The organism is Leptospira broomii serovar Hurstbridge str. 5399 (assembly GCF_000243715.2).
GTDB classification, from domain to species: domain Bacteria; phylum Spirochaetota; class Leptospiria; order Leptospirales; family Leptospiraceae; genus Leptospira_B; species Leptospira_B broomii.
On the sequence record NZ_AHMO02000008.1, the window covers coordinates 1,756,086 to 1,778,902 of the forward strand.

18 protein-coding genes are annotated in these 22,817 nt (G+C 42.8%); 7 read left to right on the plus strand and 11 right to left on the minus strand.

Annotation, left to right across the window (positions count from 1 at the left end):
• Positions 1-396: 396 nt before the first annotated feature.
• From LEP1GSC050_RS13755 to LEP1GSC050_RS13775, 5 genes are all read right to left on the minus strand, one after another.
• Positions 397-813 (minus strand): response regulator, encoded by a 417-nt coding sequence (locus tag LEP1GSC050_RS13755; RefSeq protein WP_010571784.1) that lies wholly within the window; start codon positions 811-813, stop codon positions 397-399.
• A complete protein-coding gene (locus LEP1GSC050_RS13760) occupies positions 810-2,717 on the minus strand; it encodes an ABC transporter ATP-binding protein (protein ID WP_010571785.1) in 1,908 nt (635 codons plus the stop codon). The genes LEP1GSC050_RS13755 and LEP1GSC050_RS13760 overlap by 4 nt, the downstream gene beginning before the upstream one ends.
• 4 nt (positions 2,718-2,721) lie before the next feature.
• Entirely contained in the window at positions 2,722-3,300 is a 579-nt protein-coding gene (locus tag LEP1GSC050_RS13765) for an anthranilate synthase component II (RefSeq protein ID WP_010571786.1), read from the minus strand.
• Entirely contained in the window at positions 3,297-4,721 is a 1,425-nt protein-coding gene (trpE, locus tag LEP1GSC050_RS13770) for an anthranilate synthase component I (protein ID WP_040911715.1), read from the minus strand. The genes LEP1GSC050_RS13765 and trpE overlap by 4 nt, the downstream gene beginning before the upstream one ends.
• 86 nt (positions 4,722-4,807) lie before the next feature.
• A complete protein-coding gene (locus LEP1GSC050_RS13775) occupies positions 4,808-5,971 on the minus strand; it encodes an acyl-CoA dehydrogenase family protein (protein WP_010571788.1) in 1,164 nt (387 codons plus the stop codon).
• A gap of 571 nt (positions 5,972-6,542) precedes the next feature.
• On the opposite strand from LEP1GSC050_RS13775, the gene LEP1GSC050_RS21000 reads away from it, so the two are divergent.
• Positions 6,543-6,707, plus strand: coding sequence for a hypothetical protein (locus LEP1GSC050_RS21000; protein ID WP_020987780.1), 165 nt, complete (start codon positions 6,543-6,545; stop codon positions 6,705-6,707).
• A 932-nt stretch (positions 6,708-7,639) separates the two neighbouring features.
• Here the strand turns inward: LEP1GSC050_RS21000 and LEP1GSC050_RS13785 are convergent.
• On the minus strand, positions 7,640-8,530 hold the full coding sequence (locus tag LEP1GSC050_RS13785; RefSeq protein WP_010571790.1) for a patatin-like phospholipase family protein: 891 nt from the start codon (positions 8,528-8,530) through the stop codon (positions 7,640-7,642).
• 100 nt (positions 8,531-8,630) lie between these two features.
• Here LEP1GSC050_RS13785 and cutA point away from each other — a divergent pair, with 100 nt between their 5' ends.
• The 3 genes from cutA to LEP1GSC050_RS13800 all read left to right on the plus strand — a co-directional run bounded on the left by cutA (position 8,631) and on the right by LEP1GSC050_RS13800 (position 10,255).
• Positions 8,631-8,948, plus strand: coding sequence for a divalent-cation tolerance protein CutA (gene cutA, locus LEP1GSC050_RS13790; RefSeq protein ID WP_010571791.1), 318 nt, complete (start codon positions 8,631-8,633; stop codon positions 8,946-8,948).
• Positions 8,949-9,056: 108 nt separating this feature from the next.
• Positions 9,057-9,674 (plus strand): hypothetical protein, encoded by a 618-nt coding sequence (locus tag LEP1GSC050_RS13795; protein WP_010571792.1) that lies wholly within the window; start codon positions 9,057-9,059, stop codon positions 9,672-9,674.
• Positions 9,671-10,255 carry a hypothetical protein gene (locus tag LEP1GSC050_RS13800; protein ID WP_010571793.1) on the plus strand — a complete coding sequence of 195 codons (585 nt, stop codon included), beginning with the start codon at positions 9,671-9,673 and terminating at the stop codon, positions 10,253-10,255. Before LEP1GSC050_RS13795 ends, LEP1GSC050_RS13800 begins: the two co-directional genes overlap by 4 nt.
• A gap of 34 nt (positions 10,256-10,289) precedes the next feature.
• Here LEP1GSC050_RS13800 and LEP1GSC050_RS13805 read toward each other — a convergent pair whose 3' ends face one another.
• The 3 genes from LEP1GSC050_RS13805 to LEP1GSC050_RS13820 all read right to left on the minus strand — a co-directional run bounded on the left by LEP1GSC050_RS13805 (position 10,290) and on the right by LEP1GSC050_RS13820 (position 15,389).
• Positions 10,290-12,053: a CocE/NonD family hydrolase gene (locus LEP1GSC050_RS13805; RefSeq protein ID WP_051184977.1), complete on the minus strand. Its 1,764-nt coding sequence runs from the start codon at positions 12,051-12,053 to the stop codon at positions 10,290-10,292.
• 278 nt (positions 12,054-12,331) lie between these two features.
• The gene (locus tag LEP1GSC050_RS13810; protein WP_010571795.1) at positions 12,332-13,414 is read right to left on the minus strand and encodes a helix-turn-helix domain-containing protein; all 1,083 of its coding nucleotides are present in this window, start codon (positions 13,412-13,414) and stop codon (positions 12,332-12,334) included.
• 484 nt (positions 13,415-13,898) lie between these two features.
• Positions 13,899-15,389 (minus strand): PAS domain S-box protein, encoded by a 1,491-nt coding sequence (locus LEP1GSC050_RS13820; RefSeq protein ID WP_010571798.1) that lies wholly within the window; start codon positions 15,387-15,389, stop codon positions 13,899-13,901.
• 199 nt (positions 15,390-15,588) lie between these two features.
• Here LEP1GSC050_RS13820 and LEP1GSC050_RS13825 point away from each other — a divergent pair, with 199 nt between their 5' ends.
• The gene (locus LEP1GSC050_RS13825) at positions 15,589-16,896 is read left to right on the plus strand and encodes an OmpA family protein (protein WP_020987664.1); all 1,308 of its coding nucleotides are present in this window, start codon (positions 15,589-15,591) and stop codon (positions 16,894-16,896) included.
• Positions 16,897-16,992: 96 nt separating this feature from the next.
• Here LEP1GSC050_RS13825 and LEP1GSC050_RS13830 read toward each other — a convergent pair whose 3' ends face one another.
• Positions 16,993-19,389 carry a sulfatase gene (locus LEP1GSC050_RS13830; protein ID WP_040911356.1) on the minus strand — a complete coding sequence of 799 codons (2,397 nt, stop codon included), beginning with the start codon at positions 19,387-19,389 and terminating at the stop codon, positions 16,993-16,995.
• A 208-nt stretch (positions 19,390-19,597) separates the two neighbouring features.
• Between LEP1GSC050_RS13830 and LEP1GSC050_RS13835 the strand changes: the two genes are divergently transcribed.
• Both LEP1GSC050_RS13835 and LEP1GSC050_RS13840 read left to right on the plus strand, forming a co-directional pair.
• Positions 19,598-20,050, plus strand: coding sequence for an FAS1-like dehydratase domain-containing protein (locus LEP1GSC050_RS13835; protein WP_010571800.1), 453 nt, complete (start codon positions 19,598-19,600; stop codon positions 20,048-20,050).
• 13 nt (positions 20,051-20,063) lie between these two features.
• A complete protein-coding gene (locus LEP1GSC050_RS13840) occupies positions 20,064-20,480 on the plus strand; it encodes a MaoC family dehydratase (protein ID WP_010571801.1) in 417 nt (138 codons plus the stop codon).
• Positions 20,481-20,610: 130 nt separating this feature from the next.
• Here LEP1GSC050_RS13840 and LEP1GSC050_RS13845 read toward each other — a convergent pair whose 3' ends face one another.
• Positions 20,611-22,728 (minus strand): SpoIIE family protein phosphatase, encoded by a 2,118-nt coding sequence (locus tag LEP1GSC050_RS13845; RefSeq protein ID WP_010571802.1) that lies wholly within the window; start codon positions 22,726-22,728, stop codon positions 20,611-20,613.
• Positions 22,729-22,817: the final 89 nt, after the last annotated feature.

The window sequence follows — 22,817 nt, forward strand, 5'->3', positions numbered from 1 at the left end:
GAATTCCTGTCGTTAAAAATTAAATACGAAGAATTGAACACCGTTCTTAATGATTTAGCGATTGCTACAACTCAATGTTTTTCTTAATTTCTAATTTGTTTGTACACAATTTAAGCTAACGAACGATAGTTAACTAACATCGGTTAGTTAACTATCGTTCGTTAAATTTAAAAAGAAAAATAAATAAACCGTAATGTAATCCTGGAATAATCTTTTGTTATCGATGGGAAGATGATTTGAGTAAACATTCATATTTCGTAAGAATTACGAAATTATAAAATAATGGACCTCTTTAGCTTTGACTGAAGTATCATGATTCTATCCTTCGTCGACTTTTAAGAAGAATGCTTAAATGGATTTTTTTTGATTGAGGTCGGCCGCGGATCGGCAGGAGGACTATTTGCGGATCGAGAGTTCGAACGATTCTTGAATCAAGCCGGTAGGAAGCATTAAGACTTTTCCGGCTTTCAAAGGAACTTTAGGAACCATGAAGCTGATTCCTGCAAAGGTCGGTAACACTAATCGACTTATCGCCATGACTCCGAAGACGTCGAAACCCGTTGTTGCAATTACCTTAATTCCCTTAAAACCGTCTTTGTGAATGCGTCGGATCAACCATAAACCCGACGTTTGGGTTTCCATGGTAATATCGGTAATCACAGCGGAGAGTTTATCCTTATTCTTCGCATAATATTCCCATCCTTGCGCGGCGTCGACTGCGCGAAGAACGTCGCATTTCAGATTTTCCAAATATGTCTTTAGATTATTGGCATATCGGTCGTTATCGTCGACTACTAGTATTAAAGGCTTCAAGGCAAAATTCCCGCTCCCGCATATTGGTTATCGGTTAGTTTACGATAAATTCCGTTTTGATCCATTAGTGAAATATGATTTCCCTCTTCGACAATGCGCCCATTATCCATGACAATGATTCTGGGTATGTCTTTGATCGTAGATAAACGATGCGCAATTACGAATGTGGTTCGATTCGCGAATAACCGACGGAGTGCGTCGCTTACCAAGCGTTCCGACTCCACATCCAATGCAGAGGTCGCTTCGTCTAAAATCATAATTTCAGGATTTCGTAATAAGGCTCTCGCTATTACGAGACGTTGGCGTTGTCCTCCGGATAAGTTTAAACCTCTGACACCTAGAATGCTATCGTATCCTCGATCCATTTTTTTAATGAAATCGTGGGCGTGCGCCAATCTGGCGGCTCGGATCACGTCTTTACGATTCGCTCCAGGTCTTCCGTATGAAATATTATCCATTACGGTTCCGTGAAAAAGAAAGATATCTTGGGTTACGATGCCGATTTTTTTACGCAAATCGGATAAGGAAAGATCTTTGATATTAAAACCGTCGAATTCTATGAAGCCGGAGCTAGGGTCGAAAAATCTAGGTATCAAATCCATTAAGGTGGATTTTCCGCAGCCGCTTGCCCCGACGATTGCGATCGTTTCGCCAACCTTAACGTTCAAATTAATGTCTTTTAAAACTTCGGTACTCGTTCCCGGATACGCGAAGGTCACATTTTTAAACCGAATGGAATCCCGTAATGTAAACGAATCCACTTTCGCGATTTCGCTATGGTCTTCCGTTTCTAAATCCACGATTTCGAAGATGCGTCGTCCTGCCGAAATGGATTGCGATACTTTTCCCACCATTTGAGAAAGCTGAGTCAAGGGTCTGAGTAGGAACAATAATGTTAAAAGGAAGGCCATGAAGTCGCCGGTAGAAAAGCGCGACGGTCCGGTTCCTGAAAATATGAACTTAGCTCCTAAAGCAAAGAAACCTAGAACGACTAGCGAGGAAGTAAGCTCGACTAGATTGGGAGCGACTTGAAGATAATACTGTCCTTTAAAATTACGTCTATAAACGTTTTGATTTATTTTTTTGAATTTTTCCTTTTCGAATTGTTCGGTGTGGAATATGCGAATCACTTTAATTCCGGAAATCATTTCTTGTAAATTGGCGTTCAAGTCCGCCATTTTCTCTTGAAGTCTTTCCGTCGATTTAGTGATTTTTTTAGTAAATAAGGTAACGGGAAGGATGATCACCGGGACTGCGGCGCACGCGATCAATAAAAGTTCGGTATTTAGATACAATAGAACGATTAAATGAGTGACTACATAAAAGAAATTGATAGTTGCATCCCGAAAATTCGACGAGATAACGGCGGCAACGACTTCGACATCGTTGATGATTCGACTCATTAAGAGCCCGGTTTTTTCCTTAAAGAAAAACGTTAAGGGAAGGATTTGATTCTTTTCAAAAAGTTCCTGACGAAGATCCCTGACTGCCCTATAACCCGCCGTTGCGAGGCAAAAGACGGAAGCAAGATAGGAAATCAATTTCAAACCGTAAACGGGAAGTATAAGTAAACATACGGCCCAGACGACTTCCTTAGGCTCCATATACTTGGTTCTACCGTTTGACCATTGCTTCGCATCAATTAGAATTTTCTTAACTCGCTCCACTGCATCCAAGCTATCGTAACCTTGGTAACGTTCCTTTAAAAGGATATCCTGCTCCGGTTTAGTCAGCTCGAATTGAAAACGGGTATTCGGGTCCGCACCCATCGTATCGAAGAGGGGGATAACTGCGGTTAAGGAAACAGCGTTTAGGATAGCCGTGATTAGAGCAAAAAGAATGCCCAGCGTAAATCGATACTTATATCGTACCGAATAGGCCATTAAACGGAAAAATATTTTCATCGATTTAGGTTTCGGCGACGATCCTGGAGAAGTTTCTAACGATATCCAAGCCGTTCTGTGTCATGATCGATTCCGGGTGAAATTGTACTCCGAAAAGATTCACTTTCGTTTTATGGCGAACTCCCATGATCACTCCGTCCTGAGTCTTTGACGAGACTTCTAAATCTTTGGGAAGGCTTTCGGGTTGAATGACTAATGAGTGATATCGAGTCGCTAAAAACGGAGATGGAATTCCGCTATAAATATCCAATCCGTCGTGCTCGATTAGACTGACTTTACCGTGCATAATGCTAGGAGCATTGACGATTTTGCCCCCGTAGACTAGTCCGATTGCCTGGTGACCCAGACACACGCCCAATATCGGAAGCTTCCCACTTAATTCTTTTAGAATATCCAAGCACACTCTGGAATCTTCCGGGCGTCCGGGACCCGGACTCAATACGATTCCTTTCGGGTTCAATTCCAGAATCCGGTTTAAATCTATTTTATCGTTTCGAAAGACTTCGACCTGATTTCCAATTTGGCAAAAATACTGATACAGATTATAGGTGAAGGAGTCGTAGTTATCGATGAGTAATATCATCTATTCCATTCTCCTTTGAGTCCGTTACGTGCAAAATCGACCGCGCGTAAAAGTGCCGCCATTTTGTTCTTTGTTTCTTCGAGTTCGCCTTCGGGAGAAGAATCATAAACCACTCCACCTCCGGCTTGAATGAAAGCTTTTTCTCCATAAAACGAAATAGTCCGGATAACGATCGCCATATCCGTATCGCCTGCATAGGAAATGTATCCTAACGCTCCCGAATAAATTCCGCGCCTTGTCCTCTCCAGCTCATCGATAATTTCCATGGCGCGAATTTTAGGAGCTCCCGAAACGGTACCTGCCGGTAAAGTGGCCCGGAGAAGATCATATACCGTCTTATTCTCTTTCAATACTCCGTAGCATTGACTGACGATATGCATAACGTGCGAGTATCGCTCGATGATTTTAAAATCTTCCACGCGAACGGATCCCGGCTCGCAAACTCTTCCCAAATCGTTTCTTCCTAAATCGACCAGCATAATGTGTTCGGCGATTTCCTTGGGATCGGAAAGAAGATTCTCCTCCAAAGCCTTGTCTAGCTCCGGAGTGGCGCCGCGAGGACGGGTTCCGGCAATCGGTCGCAGATATGTTTTCCTATCTTTGCACTTCACCATGATTTCCGGAGAAGATCCTACGATTGAAATATCGTCCAGCTTGAGAAAATACATATATGGACTCGGATTCACGGTCCTTAGCCCGCGATATACTTGAAAAGGAGGAACTCCTGGACGAAACTCCAATTTTCTGGAAGGAACTACCTGAAAAATATCGCCAGCATAAATGTATTCTTTCGCCTTTTGAACTGCTTTCTTGTAATCTTCGTCGGGAATATTCGGGCGATATTCCAAAGTCTCCGTCGTTTCCAGAGGATGCTTTACCCAACCTGGAACTTCCCCCTCTCGTAGATCTTTTTCGATCGTATCGATTCTAGCGAGAGTGGCTTCATAGCAAGCTTTGGTATCCTCAAAGTCGGAAAGTCTGGCGTTAACAACGATTCTTAATAAGCGATCCACATGATCCACTACCAAAACTTCGTCGTACAATGCAAAATATGCATCGGGTGACGGTTCGTCTTCCGGTTTCGTGTCCGGTATTTTTTCGTAATAGCGGACGCACGAATAAGATAGAAATCCTACGGCTCCGCCTTGGAAGGCAGGAAGGCGATGATCCGGCACGTATACGTCGTCCCCCATAGAATATTCCAAAAGAAACAAGGGATCGTACGTAATGATCTCGGTCTCGGGTTCGTTCCGTTTCGAAATATAAAAAAGGCCGTTCTTTCCGTAAATGAGGCGATACGGTTCCTTCCCCAAAAATGAATTGCGACCTACGTTTTCGCCGCCTTCTACGGATTCGAGAAGAAAGGAATGCTTAGCCTCGGTTCCCCCCCATTTTGCAAATAGGGAGACCGGAGTTTCCAGATCCAGAAACACTTGTTTAAAGATCGGAATTAAATTTCCGATCTGAGTTCGCTTCAGAAACTCGTCGTATGTAAGGGAGAATTCCTTCAGAGGTTCGGTCCTTCGATTCCCTTTCCTTCGGATAGGTAACGGGAAATGATCAAACGTTGAATTTGCGAAGTTCCTTCGTAAATTTGGAAAATTTTAGCATCTCTCATCAGTTTCTCCACCGGGTATTCCGAATTGAATCCGTATCCGCCTAGAACTTGTACAGCATCCGTTGTAATTCTCATACAAGAATCCGCGCAGAATACCTTGGCGATCGATGCCTGGTAGGTATTCCTAAATCCTTGGTCGATCAACCAAGCTGCTTGGTAACAAAGAAGTCTTCCTGCTTCGATATCGCGGGCCATCTCCGCTATCATAAATGAAATGGATTGGTTCTCAATAATCGGCTTTCCGAATGCCGCGCGAGTTTTAGCATATTCTAAAGCATGTTCCATGGCGGCTCTGGCCACACCGACAGCTCCAATCGCTACTCCAGGGCGGGTGTGGTCAAAAGCCCCCATAGCGATTTTGAACCCATCGCCTTCGTTTCCGATCATCTGGCTTTTATGGACCTTCACTTCCTCGAAAGTGATTCCACGGGTATCGGAGCATTTTTGTCCCATATTCAACTCTTTCTTACCGACGATTACACCCGGAGTTTTTGAGCTAACGATAAATCCGGTAATCCCTTTATGACCCGCCGCAGGATCCGTTTTGGTTAATACAAAAAACCAATCCGCATAACCTGCGTTGGTAATCCACATTTTGGAACCGTTAATAATATATTCGTCGCCTACTTTTCTTGCCGTGGTTCTAATTCCGGCTACGTCGGAACCGGCGCCCGGTTCCGTCACAGCGTAAGCGCAAAGTTGGAATTGCTCGGTCATCGGCTGGACCCATTTTTTTAGAACCTCGTCACTGGCTCCGATTAGAACCGGAGCCAAAGCCAGATTATTTGCTAAAATAGCCGTCGCCATAGCCGAACAACCCCAGAAAAGTTCTTCACCTATGATTACGTCGTCTAGTTCTTTCATTCCCGCCCCGTTGTATTGCTCGGGGATATGAATATTCATAAGGCCGATTTCCCAGGCCTTTTTTAAAATTTGTAAGGGGTATTCCCCCGTCTTATCATGATGCTCGGCTTTGGGGCGAATTTCATTCTTAGAAAAGTCGCGGGCTAAATCCCGAAGAGCTCTCTGATCGTCCGACAGTGCAAAATCCATTCTCGATAACCTTATGTGGGATGTTCGGGCCTCCGGGAACGGACGGATAAATTGGCTTCTTTCATCCCATCCCGAACGAACCCAATTTGGCCGTTCGCACGAGTCGGCGGAAATTGGAGCAGAATTGCGATTAGGCGTCCCGCTAAACGAGACGGGATGGGAGGAACTTCCCTAAGGAACCCTAAGTTACAGGTTCTAGTTGGAAGGTTCCGAAGTCAAGAACGTACATCCTGTGGTTTCAAGATGCAATCTTGTTAAACTAGCATTATTTGCCGAAATTCGGGCGATCTAAGGGGGTTTTCGGTTCGGAAATTTATTTCCAGCCCCTGGATTTTGGAGACAAAATAAATTTTGCGCTAGGACCTTTTCGGGGATTCGTTTCGTTCCACTGGAAAGTTTTTTTTTCGCCTTTTTTTTGCCGATTCTGGCTCGAAAACCGGATATTCAATTTAGCATTTTTTTATATAGGATAGTGAATTTTGATTGTTGCCGTTTGGTTTCATTAGAAATTATCATATCCCATGCCGACTTAGAACGATCTAAATTGGCTAATTAAAAAAGGAAGAACACAATGAAAAAACTTCTACTCGCCGTTACGGCACTCTCTCTTGTTGCAGCTTTTGCTCTCAGCGCGGAAGAAAAAAAAGAAGCTCCTAAAAAAGAAGAAGGCAAAAAAGAGCACCACGAAAAAGAGCACCACAAAAAAGAGCACCACAAAAAAGAGGAAAAGAAGTAATCCGTTAAACGGACTTCAGCCCTTCGCGCTTGATTTAAGTGTGAAGCGACAACTGGGCTGCCCGCAAGGGCGGCCCTTTTTATTTCGCGATGCCCAAGATTCGAGGAACATTCAAAAAAACGCCGCAAACCGAGCGGGCAAAAAAAAGCCGGCCTAACGAAATGATTACGTTAGTACCGGACTTAAGTGTGAAGCGACGATAGGACCCAAAAAAAATTGAGCCCTAATTTGTATAAATGACCCTGTTTGGCAACCTGTCAGCTATTTTTTCCCAAAAACGATTTCTTTAGAGAATGAGCGGAACTGAGATTCCGCCTGACGCGTCATAGCTGAAATAGGAATCTTTGAAGCAACTCCGAATGAAATTTTCTTTCTCGTTCCTTTCAAACTAGTATTCTAAATTAGCATAATGGTTTTCTTCCGACTTTTTCTTTCGAAAGAATCGAACCTTGGCCTTTGATTTTTAGATTTGGAGAAAATCCTTATCCGATGAAACCAGGAAGGTATTAGGAAGAGATTCTATCCTGACGAAAATCTAATAAACTGGATAAACTCGTAGAAATTGGGAAATTTTCTATTAAAACGTCTTCAATTCTAATATAACGGATACAAAGATTGAAAAATCTGGATAGAAACGGAAACGTTTAAAACCACCGAGGAGGGCTTTTAACCTCTATCGGAATTAGATTTAAGGAAAGAACACAATGAAAAGACCATCATTCACAGTTACCGCACTTTCTTTTAGTTACAGCTTTTGCTTTTAATGCGGAGGAAAAGAAAGAGCCCAAAAAAAGAAGAAGCTAAGAAAGAAGTTCATAAAGCGGAACACAATAAAAAAGAACGCAAGAAGCAATCTAGAAAGAGTTCATCTATCTCTATCGATTGGAGGTAAGGAAGAAATCGACTCGTTAACAAGCGATTGGATGATCTTTTTATTTTGTTCCTTTATTCGTTAAAATGTCGCTTCTATTGGAATGTGCAGAACGTCTTCCTAATTCCAATGCTAGCCGACCTTCCTTCATTTTATTGGGATGAAGATAGGGTGTTTTTGTGATTACTCGAATGATTTTTTTTCCGTACTTTCGAGCAATAAGGTCTTTTAATTCCCTAGTTTCGCTACTGATTACGCTGACCGAAGCGTCGAACGCCCTAAGTAAAGGCTGACTGGAGCTAGGTTTCCCGTTGTCGATTTCGTGAGTGATAATTCGCTTTATACTTGGATCTAAAATTAGTTCTTTGATCGGTTCCGCGTCGACCACACCTCCGTCCAAAAACTCCTCCCCCTCGATTACCGGAATTTCGAATAACAACGGAAATGTCATCGAGGCTAAAATTAGATCGATCGCATTCCCCTCCGTCCGGAGTTCCCGTATTCCTTTGGTTAGATTCGACACCGCTAGGCCTATCGGAGTGGGGAAGTCCTTAAGGTTTTTTCCCCCTATATAGGGTTCCAAAAGATCCCGGATTCGTTTACCGCTTAAAAACCCGGAATATTTTTTTAGACCCTTTCGAAACGGTTTTATAAATTGAGAGAGTACGTTCCCCTCCCAGAAGTCTTTTTTCTTTAAAGTGAGGATAAATCTGGTGATTTCTTCCGGTGGAATTCCTGCCGCGATTAACGAACCGATCAAGGCGCCTGAGCTCGATCCGGTTATTTTTGCCGGTTTAAAGCCGATTTCCTTTAAGCCGAGGACAAAGCCCGAATGTGCAAAAAACCCGAAAAATGCCGAATTCAAGGATAAGGCGTCAAAGGATTTTTTGATGAGAATAGTAGGAGACTTGGCCATTGGAATGTGGTAGAAGCAAGCCGTTTGCCTGTCCATATTTTATCCCGACATTTTTAAGCGACTATTTCGGAATTGTGAAAAACGAAAGCGATGGAAAACGACTTTTCCTCCTAGAGAAAGGAAATAGTGATAGTGCATGGAATTTCGGACGATTTATATCACCACTAAAAACGAAGACGAGGCATTGGAGATCGGAGAGGCTCTGGTAGCGGAAAGACTCGTCGCCTGCGCGAATATAATCCCCAAAATAAGATCCATTTATAGATGGCAGGGAAATATAGAAAAGGACGAGGAGTCAGTATTACTCTTAAAAACTCGATCCGACTTATCCGGCAAAGTGATTTCAAGAGTTAAATCAATGCATAGCTATGCGGTTCCATGTATTGTAAGCTGGAAAATACAGGAGGGAAACGAAGAGTATTTAGAATGGATTCGGACGGAAACGATAAAATAATAGTTTCCTTTTTATCGGATTTCTTTAAACATTTGGATCGCCTCGAGGAATAAATACGGTTTTCGTTATATTCTTTGTGCGTTAAGGTATTCTCGGAAGGAGCGAAAAATGAGTGATGCAGCGGAAAAATTTTGGCAATGGTTCGCAAAAGAACATTCTGCATATTCTAAAATAGATCGGATCGACGACGAGGATCGGGACAGACTCTTTGATGAATTAATGGATAGGCTTCAAGAGGTGAACGAAGAGTTCTATTTTGAAATCGCAGGCGAGGAGACGGGTCCCCAGGAGCTGACCATAATTACCGCAGGAGATGAGTCGCTTTACGCGGAAGCGGAGAGATTCGTAGATCTGGCTCCTCAAATTCCGGGCTGGGAAATATTCTCTTCGGATCACTCTCAATCCGAAGGATTTACGTTAAGCTACGAAGGAATCGAATTCGACTCGGAAGAAATATGGTTTTTACCGCTCGAAAATCCACAGCAGCCTGAATCGTTCGGTTTAAAAGTATGCATACCAGATTATGAATCCATTGCGGATCATCCCGGTTTAAGGACTGCAGTCACTATTCTTTTGGAAACGGTCTTGGGCGAAGAGGAGTTTCCGAAAGAAATCCAGCATTTTGAAGTAGGACCGATTCCGGATGATCCGGACGACGAAGGTTGTATCGAATTAGCGGAACTTCCCGATTACCTAGAATGGCGGAAAGAAAGGGAAAATGCATGAAGTTCCTTTATGCATTATTCGCCTGTTCGATCATCTTCATTTCCTGTAAAAAAACGAAGATACCTGTTCTTACGGAAACGTATTCCCGAGAAGGAATTCAGTTCTCGTATCCTAAGGGCTGGCAGGTTAGCTCCGATGAAACATTTCAGGAAGGAAAAACCCGGACCCGTTTAATTAATTTGGACATGTTGAACGGAGAAGCGATCTTTCAAGTGATCGTCCTTTATTCCGAAACCGACGAATCGTTTTTTCTTTCTACGATAGATAGCATGAGGGGAAAGAAGAAAGAATTTTTCACCAGGAATAATCCTGAAACGAAAGTGGTCGAGGACGGAATCGAGGCTTTGAATGAAAATCTTCCTAAGGGAGTCGTTTTAGCGGCAAGAGAAAAATATTCGGTCGATTATAAATCGGGGAAATTCACCTATTTGAATCGTTTTTATTTTTCGCAGCCCAAAGGAGTTTCCATTTTCTTTACGACCCAAACAAGCGATACTAAGGACGAGGATGACGAACCGATTTTTAGGGCTATTCTAGAGTCGTTTGTCGTTGATGCAAAGAAGAGCGCAGGCTCGGTGTAAAGAGAGCCTGCGAAGAGTTTAGTTCTATAGGGAATTACTCCGACTGAATTACCAGAGTCGATTGTTGACTGGCGCTATGTTTTACGTTCAGAGCGTAGATAAGCAAGGTCGGAACCGAATACAGCGGATCGTACGTGTCCATAGCAATAGCTATTTTGTGACCTGCAGGCAAATCATAAGCTACCGCATTTAGATCGATCGATAGATTGCGAGTCTCTCCAGGCGCTGCGTCAAAGATCGTTGCCGTTCCGTGTGTAATTAAGGTTCCGATTCCGGAAGTATCTAGATCATAAAAGTAAACGTTTATGTTCGCTTTTCCCAATGAGGAGGAGACAATTCCGTTCCAAAAAATCTTACCGCGAATTTTTATCGCACTGGTCAACGTATCCGACTGATATACGATCCCGTTGATTCGACTGATTAAGCCGATCGGAACCGTAACCGGTACATCAAGGTGAGCAGCGAGAATATCCGAAATTATAGGAACTCCGCTAGTGGCCAGGGTATCGGCTCCAGAGAGAATTCCAGTATTCGCATTCGACGTATTTTGAGTCGTAGAAATTTGCCCGTCCGTAAAAAATCCTCTTGGCTTTAGATAGTACGTTCTTTGACTCACGGTTGGCGAAGGCCAGGATGGAAGAGTGACTCGATCCCCGTTAAATTTCTTCTGGAAACTCACCTGTGGTTTGCTCATGATCCCATTATTTACTCCCTTGAGCCAATAATCGAACCAATCATACGCATTACTCCAAACGTAGTTAGACAATCCGAGTATTCCCGGTAGTTCAGCGGATGCATGAATTCCTTCGTTCAGATCCAATTTCTTAGGGACCGTTAGTTGAGAATAATAATCTAGAATCTCATTCGGATTAAAAAGATCATCCTCGAAATTGTTGGACATATAAACCGGTTTCCCTGCCGCATTCAGTTGAGCTACGAAATTGTCCGGAGATCTGTCCTGTGCCCAAGTTGTTACTGCGGCAATGTTCGTTTGAGCAAGCAGGTTCTGAAAGTATTGGGCAATTACCGGATCCATATGTCCAAGAAAATATCCGGAACCTATAAGTAGCAGTCCCCAAACTATACGTGGAGTACTGTTTCCGTAAAGGGAACGTTTTAGATCTCCCCAGCCGCTCATAGCCACCGCGGTTTTGATACGAGGTTCTTCGCTTACGCCGATGAGAGAAATTCCCGCGCCGTACGAGATTCCTCCGATTCCGATGTTTGCCGCATCGACAGGTGCATTAGCTAAAAGCCAATCCAAAATCGAGCTTAAATCCTGACGATCTAACGGACCTGCCGTATTGATTAATCCTCCGGAAGTTCCAAATCCTCTAGTATTATAACTGAGAACAACATACCCTTTTTTGGCGAGTATTGCGGCCGGAACAAGATACTCATACTTATTTAGCGCCCAACTGTTTACAAAAACCACCGCAGGATATTTTACTCCGGCAGGAGGATTCACAGGTTTAAAAATATTCGCTGTGAGAATTATTCCATCCTGTGCCGTTACCTTTATGGAATCGTCGAAGGTAAAACTTCCGTCGTTCTGCTGAGCGAACGCCGTATTGATTTGGGAAGCAGTATCGCTCGCGCTAAACGAAGAAGCTGTAATTCCGTTAACGGAGACCGCATTCTGAGTCTGCTGAGACACGCCCGGAATCAGTCCGGCCAGGAACGCCGCATTTTGTCCTGATGAATTCCCCGACTCATTTTTGCAGGAAGAAAAACCGGCAATACAAGCTAGGGATGTTATGCAGATTCGCATAACAAATGTTCGATATCCAATTCTCATTTTCTCTTTCTCCTTAAGCTTTTTGGCAAAGGCCATATAGATTCGCTTAATACTAAAGGAGTATAGCAGGGAAAAAATTCGGATCGTCTGAGATTTTTATTTTAGACGAATAAAAGGTCTTAATTAATGATTTAAGACCTTTTATTAGAATTCCTTAAAGGAATATACTTTGATATGAAATCATATTTTCTTTGAGGTATTTCCGTCCCTCGCGAAAAATTGCGGTATTAATTAGAAGAGTCTGCGGTTCTTCTCTCGGTAGAAAAATTTCGGAAAGATTATGAATTCTTAAGACTACGTATATAGTCTCTAGGTGAAACTCCTGTGACGGATTTGAAGGCGAGATTGAACGTCGCTTTGGAATTAAAGCCGGAACGATACGCGACGGAAAGGATATTTGCCCCATTTTCCCGCTTTAAAAGTAGGATAGCTTCTTCCACACGGAATCCGTTTACAAAGCGGGAAAAATTGGTTTTGCGATGCTGGTTTAGATATTCCGATAGTTGATATGGTTTGACATCTAATTTAGTGGATAAGGAGGCGAGAGTTAAATCCTCATCTAGATAAAGTTTCTCATGATTCATTAAATCCGATAAGCGAGTCCCTAAATCTTGTAAGTCCATTCCTTCTAATCTAGAATTCCGGTATGCTTCGCGAACGGACGGTCCGATTTCATGGAAAATCTGGGGAAAACTCAATTGAGCCAGATATCCGACTACTGCGTAGAATATAGTGCTAATGGTTGCGATAAATAGAAGATTCAAATCCCGGATAATATAGGATGTTATGAGGATAGTCGTGACGCTTCCGCTTCCTAGGATGATATAGAATAAAATTCTCGCACCTGCTTCCGTTTTCAAGTGTTCGAGTCGAAATAAGGTGCGGGTCTGCCATACCACAGTTAGATAGTATACTAAGTTACCTATATAGGCCAGAATTAGTAGGATATCCAACCAACTAGGTTCTCCTTTTTTAAAGTAATCGATCGGTCTTGATATAAATAGCCCAGGTGATATAAGATAAACGAGAGGGAATCCTAGTAAAAGTAGAATACCGGGGAAATAAAAACGTATTTCGGATCTAGACGAAGTATATTCTTGAACTGTTACGGAGAATAAACTATACATTCCTGGTCCTAAAACCCACGCGAAAGGAATGTGAAGATGATTTAAAAACGAAGGTTCGAAATAAATCTCCTTTAAGAGAAAATATACGTAGAAAAATTGTACGGAGACACCGAAGGAAAGTAAAAAAAGAATTTTGAAAGTAACGGTTCGTTCGGGTCGAAGCAAGGCGCCTATTCCGAGAAGTAGGCAAAAGATTGCTCCGAAGAAAACTATTTCCTGGAGTAAAGGAATCACTTGTTTAGGAGATTTCTTAAACGAACATGATGTCAACTTCTTTCAGTGCTCTTATAGATTTCCTTTTAGGAACGGGCTTAGTCGATCGGCTTTCGAGAAGAGAAAGTGGCCTTGGATCTCTACTACTTTACTTTAATTCGCTCGCCAACTATCGAATAAAAAACCGGCAGTAGAAATAGACTTAAAAAGGCGGAACTTAAAATTCCCCAAACCATCAGCCGCAGCGATCGGATGTCGTAGATCCGAACTGATTCCATTCGATAGAGATGCGGGTAACAACCCGATAAAGGCCACAAAAGCGGTCATAAGAACAGGTCATAATCTGAGACCGGCTCCTTCCAATACGGCATTTTGATCTGTCCGTGATGAGTCCGAAAATCGTTCGCGGGAGAATTACTTCTATCTTCGATAAAATTTCTCCATTGTAAAACGAAGAGTCCAATGTCCGGAAATACGGCAATAGTAAAGAAGTAAGTTTTTTTATTCAATTGGCAGTATGTTTGTCGAAGCAGATGGTAAATTTGGCTCCCTGATTCGGAAAACTTTGTACTTCGATGTCTCCTCCCATCGATTCGATCTGACTTTTTACCATGAACAACCCGAGTCCTTTTCCTCGAAGATTCTGGTGAAACGTTTTGTGCAATTGGAAGATTTTTGCGCCATTCCTCTTCATATCGATTCCGGAGCCGTTGTCGCTCCAAGTCAAAAAATGTTTTCCGGAGAATACAAAGGTTTCGATTTTGATTTCGGGCGGAATCGTATCTAACGAGTATTTAAGAGAATTAGAAAGTAGATTGGAGAAAATGCTCTCCATGTAAGCCTTATTGTATAAGAACGAGACCAATTTCGAAAAGTCCGCAGATATGACGGCTTTTCTTTTCTGAATTTCAGGTAAAAAACCGGCTGATACCGAATCCAAAATTTTATCAAAGATGATTTTCTCCGGCTTTAAGTCCTTAGCTTGCTGAACTTTTACGACATCCACTAAATCATCTAGAATCCCCATCATTTTTGTGGAAAGCTCTTGAAGCATGCGAAGGTACTTACTCGTTTCTTCTTGATTGGAACTTTCTCGAAGCAGATCGACAAGTATCGGAAGGTTTCCGACGGGAGCGCGGAGATTATGGGATATGATTCTGTTAAACTCTTCTAGCTGATGGTTTTGGCGAGTCAGTTGATTAATCAGCGTTTTATTTTTCTCTTCCGTTTCCACTTCTTTTGTGACGTCTTGGAAAACTCCCCGAATTTTTTCGGTTTTCCCTGCTTCCGATTGGGGCTTTCCGATAATTCGGATCCATATCCTTTTATTTTTTCCCGTCTTCGCAGGAACTTTTATATCCCAGGATTCTCCGGATTTAGCGCTTTCAAAAACCGAGTTTTGTATTATTGTCCTAACTTCATCAGGATAAAACCGTAATGAATCTTCAAAGCTCATAATATTATTATTGGAAATTTCCAACAGCTCATGGGCGTATTGAGACCATTCGGAAATCATCGTGGTTAAATCCAATTCCCAGGCACCCATTAAAGAGAGCTTACAAGCGTCCTGAAGTAATTCTTCCGATTTCTTTAATTTTTTTCGAATGGTAATTTCTTGCGATAAATCGCGAGAGGTTGTATGCAATTGAAATACTTCGCCATTCGAATTTCTAATAGGTCGAGTCAAGGTTTGCAACCAGACAAAATTGCCGTCCTTTCTTAAAAAGCGATGTTCGATCATATTACTATCGCTTCCTTGCAGAGAAGGAATGTGGCCGGTTCTTCTTATATATTCCTGATCTTCTTTATGAAAAAAATCATACGGGTTCTTTCCGATAAGTTCTTCGGGTTCATAGCCTGCGATAGTTTTGATGGAGGGACTCACATAAAGATATTTACCGTCAGCTGAGTGAAGGCAAACCAGTTCCCGCCCTTCTTCGATCAGATATTTAAAGAAATCTAGATTAGGGGCCGTCATAGCACAATAGGGCAGCAAGACTAGAATTCCTTTCAACTAAAAGACTAGAATGGGCAAATTTAGCTGGGTACAAAGATTGGTTCCGGTAATGGATTTCAATAAATCACCCAAAAATGAAACGCGTATGTCCGAATCAAGGCGGGTGAAAAGCAAATGTTTTAACTCTTTTTTGCGAATTCACCCTAAGTTTCTTCCAGGAAGCATCGACATTATTAATATGGCTTCCTTGCTTCGCAGTTTGCTAACGTTACTGATAATAGTTCCCGTTTCTATTTTTTCGGAAGAAGCGACTCTTTTTCGATGGAAGCTTAAAACCGGAGACGACTTAGAGCTAAACGAGTATCATAAAGTTCAGGCTCGCCAAGGTAATAGGATTATTCGGCGCGAAGATAAGAATAGAATCGTGTTAAGAACCGAGAAATGCGATTCGGAAGGTTGTGAATTAGCTGGAATTTTCAACACCTATACTAAGTTTCCGCAAGTAGATCCCGCATTCTACAAGGATAGAACCTACAAAAGCAGATTTCTCTTAACGGAGCTCGGAGAATACAAAGTTCCTGCAAAATACATTATGCCGAATCTACGCTCGCTTCCTAGTTTTTCAGAGACTGCAGTTGAAACGGGAAGCGAATGGACCAAACCGGCGACCGAAAGCTTTCAATTTTCGCAATCGAGGATGGAAATTCCGGTTCAAGCCAAGTACACTTTTAAGGGAACCCAAGATTGGGCCTATGCAAACGAAAATGGTAGAGCTCAATTAATAGAATATACGTATACGCTCTTACATGATTCGGAGGTCTCTGCCGCCGGAGTCCCTTATAAGATTTACGGATTTGCAAAGGGACAAGTTTATTTCGATGCTGATGCGGGAATTCCCCAATATAAACATATTCAATTAGTTTATACGTTTCTCTATCCGAACGGGATCTCGCAAGAAATGTCTTTTGATATTCATGGGCTGTATTCAAAACAAAGAAGTTTGAGCGAACCAGATAAGGATCAAATTGCGGAAGAAGTAAAAAAAATACTCGGGCCTATGCGGGGAAGACCCTCACAGCCGGTAGGAAAGAAATCTACTGCGATCGGAAACGGGTTGCACTGGCCCGAGTGGGAAGAGGGGCCGGCTAAAGATCAACCGGCAAATCGCCCCCCTGTCGAAGTGCGCAAATCCGAAGAAGGCGTTACACTATCTTTGGATAATCTTTTATTCGATACGAATCGCTCCGATCTTCAGGAATCTTCCAAAGAAATAATCTCGAAGATCGCCGATGTGCTTAAAAAATATCCAGATAAGGAAATTCGTATCAGCGGTCATACGGACGATCGAGGGAGCCAAGAATATAATTTAAAACTTTCTCAAGAAAGAGCTCTTTCGGTACTGAAGGAGCTTCGGGATGCTCATGGCATAGAGCAGGCTCGAATGTCTTATCGCGGATACGGAAAATCTAAGCCGATTTCCGACAACTCATCGGAAGAATCGAGAGCTAAGAATCGAAGGGTAGACATCACCATTGTTTTGGATTAGCGACTTGGCAATATTGATCGGTCAGTTAACGATTTTGTATAAATGATTTGAGTATTCTATTTTTATTAATCGATTCGGTAGGTTCCGGAATTCGATCTATTCGTGAATATATCCCCAACTTTCCAGAACTTTTCGGACTTCTTTTCCTAAAGCTGCTTGGCCGGGGGAATCGGAATTTCCGGACAGTCCGGCGTCATTATAGATGTAAGGAACGGTCGAAGAGCGAAATTCGTAAGGAAGTTTAGAAGACGCTACCGTTTCGGGGGAGGTTGCATAAACCCGATTTCCCGCCTCGGGAGAAAATCCCCACTTTCCGGATTTATAATTCTCTAATCTGCCGTCTTTCCATAAGGAAAGCCTAAATCGAAATGTCGGCTCAACCGTATCTATTCTTAATACGACCTCTTTTCCCGGCGACTGAGTTACCTTTAAGGATAGATTTCGGTGTTCAGATCGAACGGTTTCAAAAGGAGAATCCGAGTAATATCGATAAATTCCACCGTCTACGAAGAGATCGATCTTACGCACGATTGCTTTGTCCGAGGCCGGTAATTTTAGGACGAATGAATTCTTTTTTAAACTATTGGAAGCCAGAAGATCTCTCGCTTTTTGCAGCAATGGGGATTTTTCCGGAGCCAGATTTTTCATTTCTTGAGGATCGGAGATAAGATCGTAAAGTTCTTCCGGCATGGAATGCGGAGCTCCTTCTCTTGTTCGACGAACGGTATCGTAGCCGGGATATCTACGTATTAACTTTAATTCTTCCGTTCGGATCGATTCTGAAAATCTTCCTTCGGTATAAACGACTTCCTCAAAATCCCGTCCCTTCTCTCCGAACATGGCCGGAGAATAATCGGATCCGGAGCAGGAACTTTCGGAGCACGGAAAGCCCATTGCCCCCGCTAGCGTCGGAAATAAGGAGAGTAGGGAAACCTGTTTCTCGAATTTCCACTTCTTGATCCGAGACTTGGACGATTCGGGGGGATGTAAAATCCAAGGAACGCGTATTTCCTCTTCGTAATGACTTTCTCCATGAGCATGAAGATTTTCGGCTACGAAATGATGGTGATAGTAATGTTCCATCTCCTGCAGTTCGCCGTGATCCGCTACGACGGCGATCCAGGTTTTATCGTAAACGCCGTTCCTCTTGGCTTCGTCTAGAATTTTACCGATGACTTCGTCCGTATATAAGATTTCCGCCATGTATTTTCGAACATAAGGGTCGTACCGTTTCCATATTTCTGCAGGAACGGATTTTTCCAACGCTTCCAGATATTTTCGTTCAGGTAAATACGGGTAATGCGGGGTGTTAATATTTATGTGAAGAAAAAATCTTCGATCCCTATTTTCTCTCAAGAACTTTATGGATTCGTTAAGTATGAGTTCCGTATCCGCCCTGTCTTTTCCCGGTTGAAACAGTCTATGAAATCCCAGATCTACGCCGACACCGGTATAGTCTAGTAGAAAAACGTTATTCATTAAACTTGCGGTTACAAAGCCGACGTTTCTGAGATGGTTTACAAGGGTTTCCGGATTTTTGGAGTAAAAAATCTTCCTATGTAAATTCGTGGAATAGAACCAAGCGTTCCCCATTCCAAGTTCCGAAGCGATCTTGGATGTGAAAAAGGATAACATGGACGGTTTTGTCCAATTTCCATTGGCGAAAGCTTTTTCGAACACGATCGATTGAGAAGCTAAGCGATCCAACGCTGGGCTTGTGGGGACAGGCGAGCCGCCGTAACCGAGGCGATCCGGGCGCAAGGCGTCAACGACGATCAGGATAAGGTTTTCCTTGGGACCCCAATCGCTAGGCGAAAATACTTTCGAAAATAAAAGCGGTTCTCCGATAAAAACGAAGGAATCTTTTTCGATCGGAATCCAACGAAAACTCCAGTTCGGCTTCTTCTCCGAGATTAGTAGTTTAGCGACATTTCCTACTAACGGAATTTTAAATTCTTTCCACGAGTCTCCCTGTCCCGCGATCGTTTCGTTGAAAACGATTTCGTTTCCGAGTTTGATTTCTAATCTTCCCGAGGATCGAATCCTTTCTCCTTTTGCCGAGAGTATTGTTGCGGAAAAAGAGAATATGATGTCGTTTTCGGATGCGAGTCTCGCTTCTTTTTTTGTAAACTCGGAAGAGATGGTACAATCTCCGCCTTCGAATAGAAAGAGGCTATCCCTTGAATCGTTTAGTAGATTTTCCTTATCTAACAATATCGTAAACTGTAGATTTCTCCAACGGTCTTGACTCGACAGATCGGAATATCGTGCTGGGTTTTTCTTATAATGAAAGGCGATCTTTTTAATTTCTTTTTCCGCATCGCCTTTGCATGCGCTTCCTATTTTAGAGAGCGATCTCAATCCATCCCAGACAGGAAGGTTTACGCTTTCGTCTCCGAAAGATCGTGAAATGATTTTTCGACAGTTCGGAGCACAAAGTAAAATTCCTAGTAGGAAAAAACCGAAACGTTGGTAATATTTATTTGGAATCATGAACGGAAAACAGGTACACGATTCTTTATCCTCTTTGTCTTACAACTCGAAACCGATCAGGCGAACAGTATTCGGTGAACGTTTGTTCTGAACGGCCGAGCCTTAGAAAGGAAAAAGCAATAGACCGGAAGACTCCGAGGTAAAAAATTAGGGCGGTTAAGCACCACCTCCTATATGGGAGGATCACGATCCAAATTAGGAAAGGATTATGGCAGAAAAAGGCATATCAAAAGACCTGATCGGCACAAAACTGGACCGCTACGAATTCGACGTAGAACGCGGAAAGATCCGCGAATTTTGCCAGGCGATCGGAGAAACGAATCCAATTTATTTCAATGTAGAGGCTGCAAAAAAGGCCGGCTACGAGGACGTCCCGGCTCCGCCGACATACCCTACTGTGATTCAATTTTGGGGTTACCCCAAAATTTGGCAGGATATGGAAAATATGGGAGTGGATACGTCTCGTATTCTCCATTTAAAGGAAAAATACACGTATCTCAAAACTCTTTATCCGGGTAAGGTATCGTCTCAAGGCGAATGCGTTAATGTTACCGTCGGTAAAATGGATACTATGACTTTCAAGACCACGGTTCGCGATTCTAAAGGCGACGTCGTAATCGAAGCTGAGATGTCGATTTTCATTCGTAAACCCGAGCTTTGATTGGAGGAAATCTATGAGCAAAATAGAATTTGATAAATTCGAAATCGGGCAGGAACTTCCTCCCTTAAAAACGGACGTTATTACTCACGCGAATCTGGTCCGTTATGCCGGTGCAAGCGGGGACTTTAATCCGATTCATAATGATCCCGACTTTGCACGTAAGACCGGACTCGACGGAACTATCGCACACGGAATGTTTGTTATGGCGCAAATCGGAAGACTTTGTACCGCTTGGGTCGACCAGAAGCAAATCAAGGAATTCGGCGTAACGTTTAAAGCGATGACTAAGCCGGGACAAAGATTGACGTGCAGCGGTAAAGTAAAACGTAAAAAGGAAGAAAACGGAGAAAAGTTGTTAGTCGTGGCTGTGGAAGCCGCAGACGATTCCGGCGAAGTAAAGGCTTCGGGAGAAATGATCGTAGCTTGTTAATCAAACTTTTAACGATTCTTTTATTCAGGACCTCTTCGGAGGTCCTTTTTATTTTAACTCGGGACAAAATTCTAAGTTCCGTAAGCGGGAAAAAAACTTTTCCTCAAGAGACAGGAAATTCAAAATCAATTCAGCGGGAAGTTTCGATTAGTGGAGCGGATTGCGCTACTCGGTCCTGAGTCGATTCGATTGCGATAATCGTAATATCATCGTATCTTTGTTCGTCCCCGCGAGAACGTTCTTCCATCGCTACGAGTTCCTCTAGAAGTTCCTGCAAATTCGAAGAAGCCATGGACGTCGCTTTGATCGCTATAGAATCCACGGTGCTCCAGCGATTTTCCTTTCTCCGGTTTTCTATAAGCCCGTCCGAGAAAAGTAGAAGACGGCTACCGACGGGAAACGCGAACGTATTGAACTGAATTTCCAAATCATCAAATAGTCCGAGAATAGGACCGGTCTTGTGCAGAAGTTCGTAAGTCCCGTCCGGTTTGATCAGAACTTGATCGGGATGTCCTGCTGATGCATAAAGAAGCTCGCTCTTTTCCAAAAAAATGTCCGCGACAAAGCAGGGAAAGATACTTTCAAGCGTATCGAACTTTCGTAAAAATCTTCCGTTCAATTCTTTTAAGACCTGTGTCGGGCAATCCAGTTTCTTGAGTTCCTCATACTCGGTCTTCAGCGCCATGGTCATCAAACTGGCCTGTACACCGTGACCTACTGCGTCCGCCAACAGAACTCTCACTTTTCCCGGCTTGACTTCGGAAATATCCAAGAAGTCTCCTCCGACTTTTTCCAAAGGTTTATACACGTATTCGAAACGAATTCCTGATATTTCCCGATCGGGAGGAGTTAGAATCTTCCTCTGAACGTTTTGCGCGATCTCCAACTCGCGATTGATTTGCTGCAGAGTGTCATTAAGAGTTTTTGTTCTGTCTTCGACCTTTTGTACGAGTTTTTCCTTCATCTCGAATAGTTCCAAATTCATCGTTTGAAGGTCTTCGGTAAGGATTTTTGCTTCCTTATACTTGGATGATCTATCCGAAGCGATTACTAAAGATTGCAAGAAAACGAAGAATACTAAAGCGAAATGCGAAACTTCGTACGAAGAGACTTTCAATACGTAAGTATAAAATAAATCGATACCGATTCCTAAGAATAGTAGACCGGTTCCGTAAAGAATGTACGCCGAGTTGCTTTCCTTATCGAAATCGATCGTATAAATCACATACAAAACGTATAATATGGTAAATCCCATAAATATATGGAAATACATTATCTTTTCGCTGTTGAACGCCAAGGATCCGAAGAAAGTCGCGACGGTAAAGATAGCGGAAACCGCGATCGAGACCCTAACGAATGTTTTCGAAACATAAGGCTCGAAGGTGGTCCAAAAGAACATTAAATAAAACGGAACGCTTACGATTAAGGGAATCTGATCCAGCATTTGGATCGCAGGCTGCGGTAGGGAGGGAAAAAACTCCATTAGAAGTTTAGCATTCGTTACTAAGGTTCGAATGCTGATAACCAGACTCATAAAACCGAAATAAAGTGGGGCCGTGCTGGATCGCAAATAAAGATATAGGGAAATATGATAAAGTCCCATGATTAAGAGGCTTGCGAATGCGAATATATCGGAAAAAATCGTACGAGTTCGATAACCTTGCATGACTTCCGAAGGACCGATACGAACGGGAGATATGATCCCTCCCTGTCTGGAATAATTATTGGAAACGAAAATTTCTAGGGAAACTACGTTAGAGGGGGGGATGAACGAAAAAAACTTAGGTTGAACTCTAGGTATCGTCTCTTTTGACGAAGGCGAGGGAGTTCCCGATTCTCCCAGGATATTTCCGTCGATATAAAGTCTGTAAGAGGTCAGGATGGAGCCGAGTCCGATCGTTAAAACTTTCCCGACCCACACGTCTGGGATTAAAATTCGCAGCCGATAAGTTCCATATCCCAGCTTTTCGTAAGAAGAATGAATTTCCGTTTCGCGATTCCATGCACCCGGTACGGTAATCTTGCTACGGAATGTCTCCAAAACCTTTCCGGCTTCCTGGCTCCAAAAAAATTCCCATTCTCCGGAAAGATCAACCGGGCCTGAAGAGGCATCGTGAATACCGCGGAGATCGATACTACCTTGGTACGCGCGTATATTTTCTTCCTTATGCGACGGAGTCAGCGTAAGAAGAAAGATTAGGAATCCGATCGGTCCTAACAGAAAGAATAAATACTTAGATATGTGCATGAGGTATAAATACCCAGAGCCATCCTCCGTTCCCTATCGAGAATGAGTCAACCTTTCTCCGCCTAACATGGATATAGGTTTCCCCTCGA

Coding starts and splice junctions, on each gene's coding strand:
- LEP1GSC050_RS13760 (WP_010571785.1), bottom strand. CDS start 2,717: ATGAAAATATTTTTCCGTTTAATGGCCTATTCGGTACGATATAAGTAT.
- LEP1GSC050_RS13765 (WP_010571786.1), bottom strand. CDS start 3,300: ATGATATTACTCATCGATAACTACGACTCCTTCACCTATAATCTGTAT.
- LEP1GSC050_RS13775 (WP_010571788.1), bottom strand. CDS start 5,971: ATGGATTTTGCACTGTCGGACGATCAGAGAGCTCTTCGGGATTTAGCC.
- LEP1GSC050_RS21000 (WP_020987780.1), top strand. CDS start 6,543: ATGAAAAAACTTCTACTCGCCGTTACGGCACTCTCTCTTGTTGCAGCT.
- LEP1GSC050_RS13785 (WP_010571790.1), bottom strand. CDS start 8,530: ATGGACAGGCAAACGGCTTGCTTCTACCACATTCCAATGGCCAAGTCT.
- cutA (WP_010571791.1), top strand. CDS start 8,631: ATGGAATTTCGGACGATTTATATCACCACTAAAAACGAAGACGAGGCA.
- LEP1GSC050_RS13795 (WP_010571792.1), top strand. CDS start 9,057: ATGAGTGATGCAGCGGAAAAATTTTGGCAATGGTTCGCAAAAGAACAT.
- LEP1GSC050_RS13800 (WP_010571793.1), top strand. CDS start 9,671: ATGAAGTTCCTTTATGCATTATTCGCCTGTTCGATCATCTTCATTTCC.
- LEP1GSC050_RS13805 (WP_051184977.1), bottom strand. CDS start 12,053: ATGAGAATTGGATATCGAACATTTGTTATGCGAATCTGCATAACATCC.
- LEP1GSC050_RS13825 (WP_020987664.1), top strand. CDS start 15,589: ATGGCTTCCTTGCTTCGCAGTTTGCTAACGTTACTGATAATAGTTCCC.
- LEP1GSC050_RS13830 (WP_040911356.1), bottom strand. CDS start 19,389: ATGATTCCAAATAAATATTACCAACGTTTCGGTTTTTTCCTACTAGGA.
- LEP1GSC050_RS13835 (WP_010571800.1), top strand. CDS start 19,598: ATGGCAGAAAAAGGCATATCAAAAGACCTGATCGGCACAAAACTGGAC.
- LEP1GSC050_RS13840 (WP_010571801.1), top strand. CDS start 20,064: ATGAGCAAAATAGAATTTGATAAATTCGAAATCGGGCAGGAACTTCCT.
- LEP1GSC050_RS13845 (WP_010571802.1), bottom strand. CDS start 22,728: ATGCACATATCTAAGTATTTATTCTTTCTGTTAGGACCGATCGGATTC.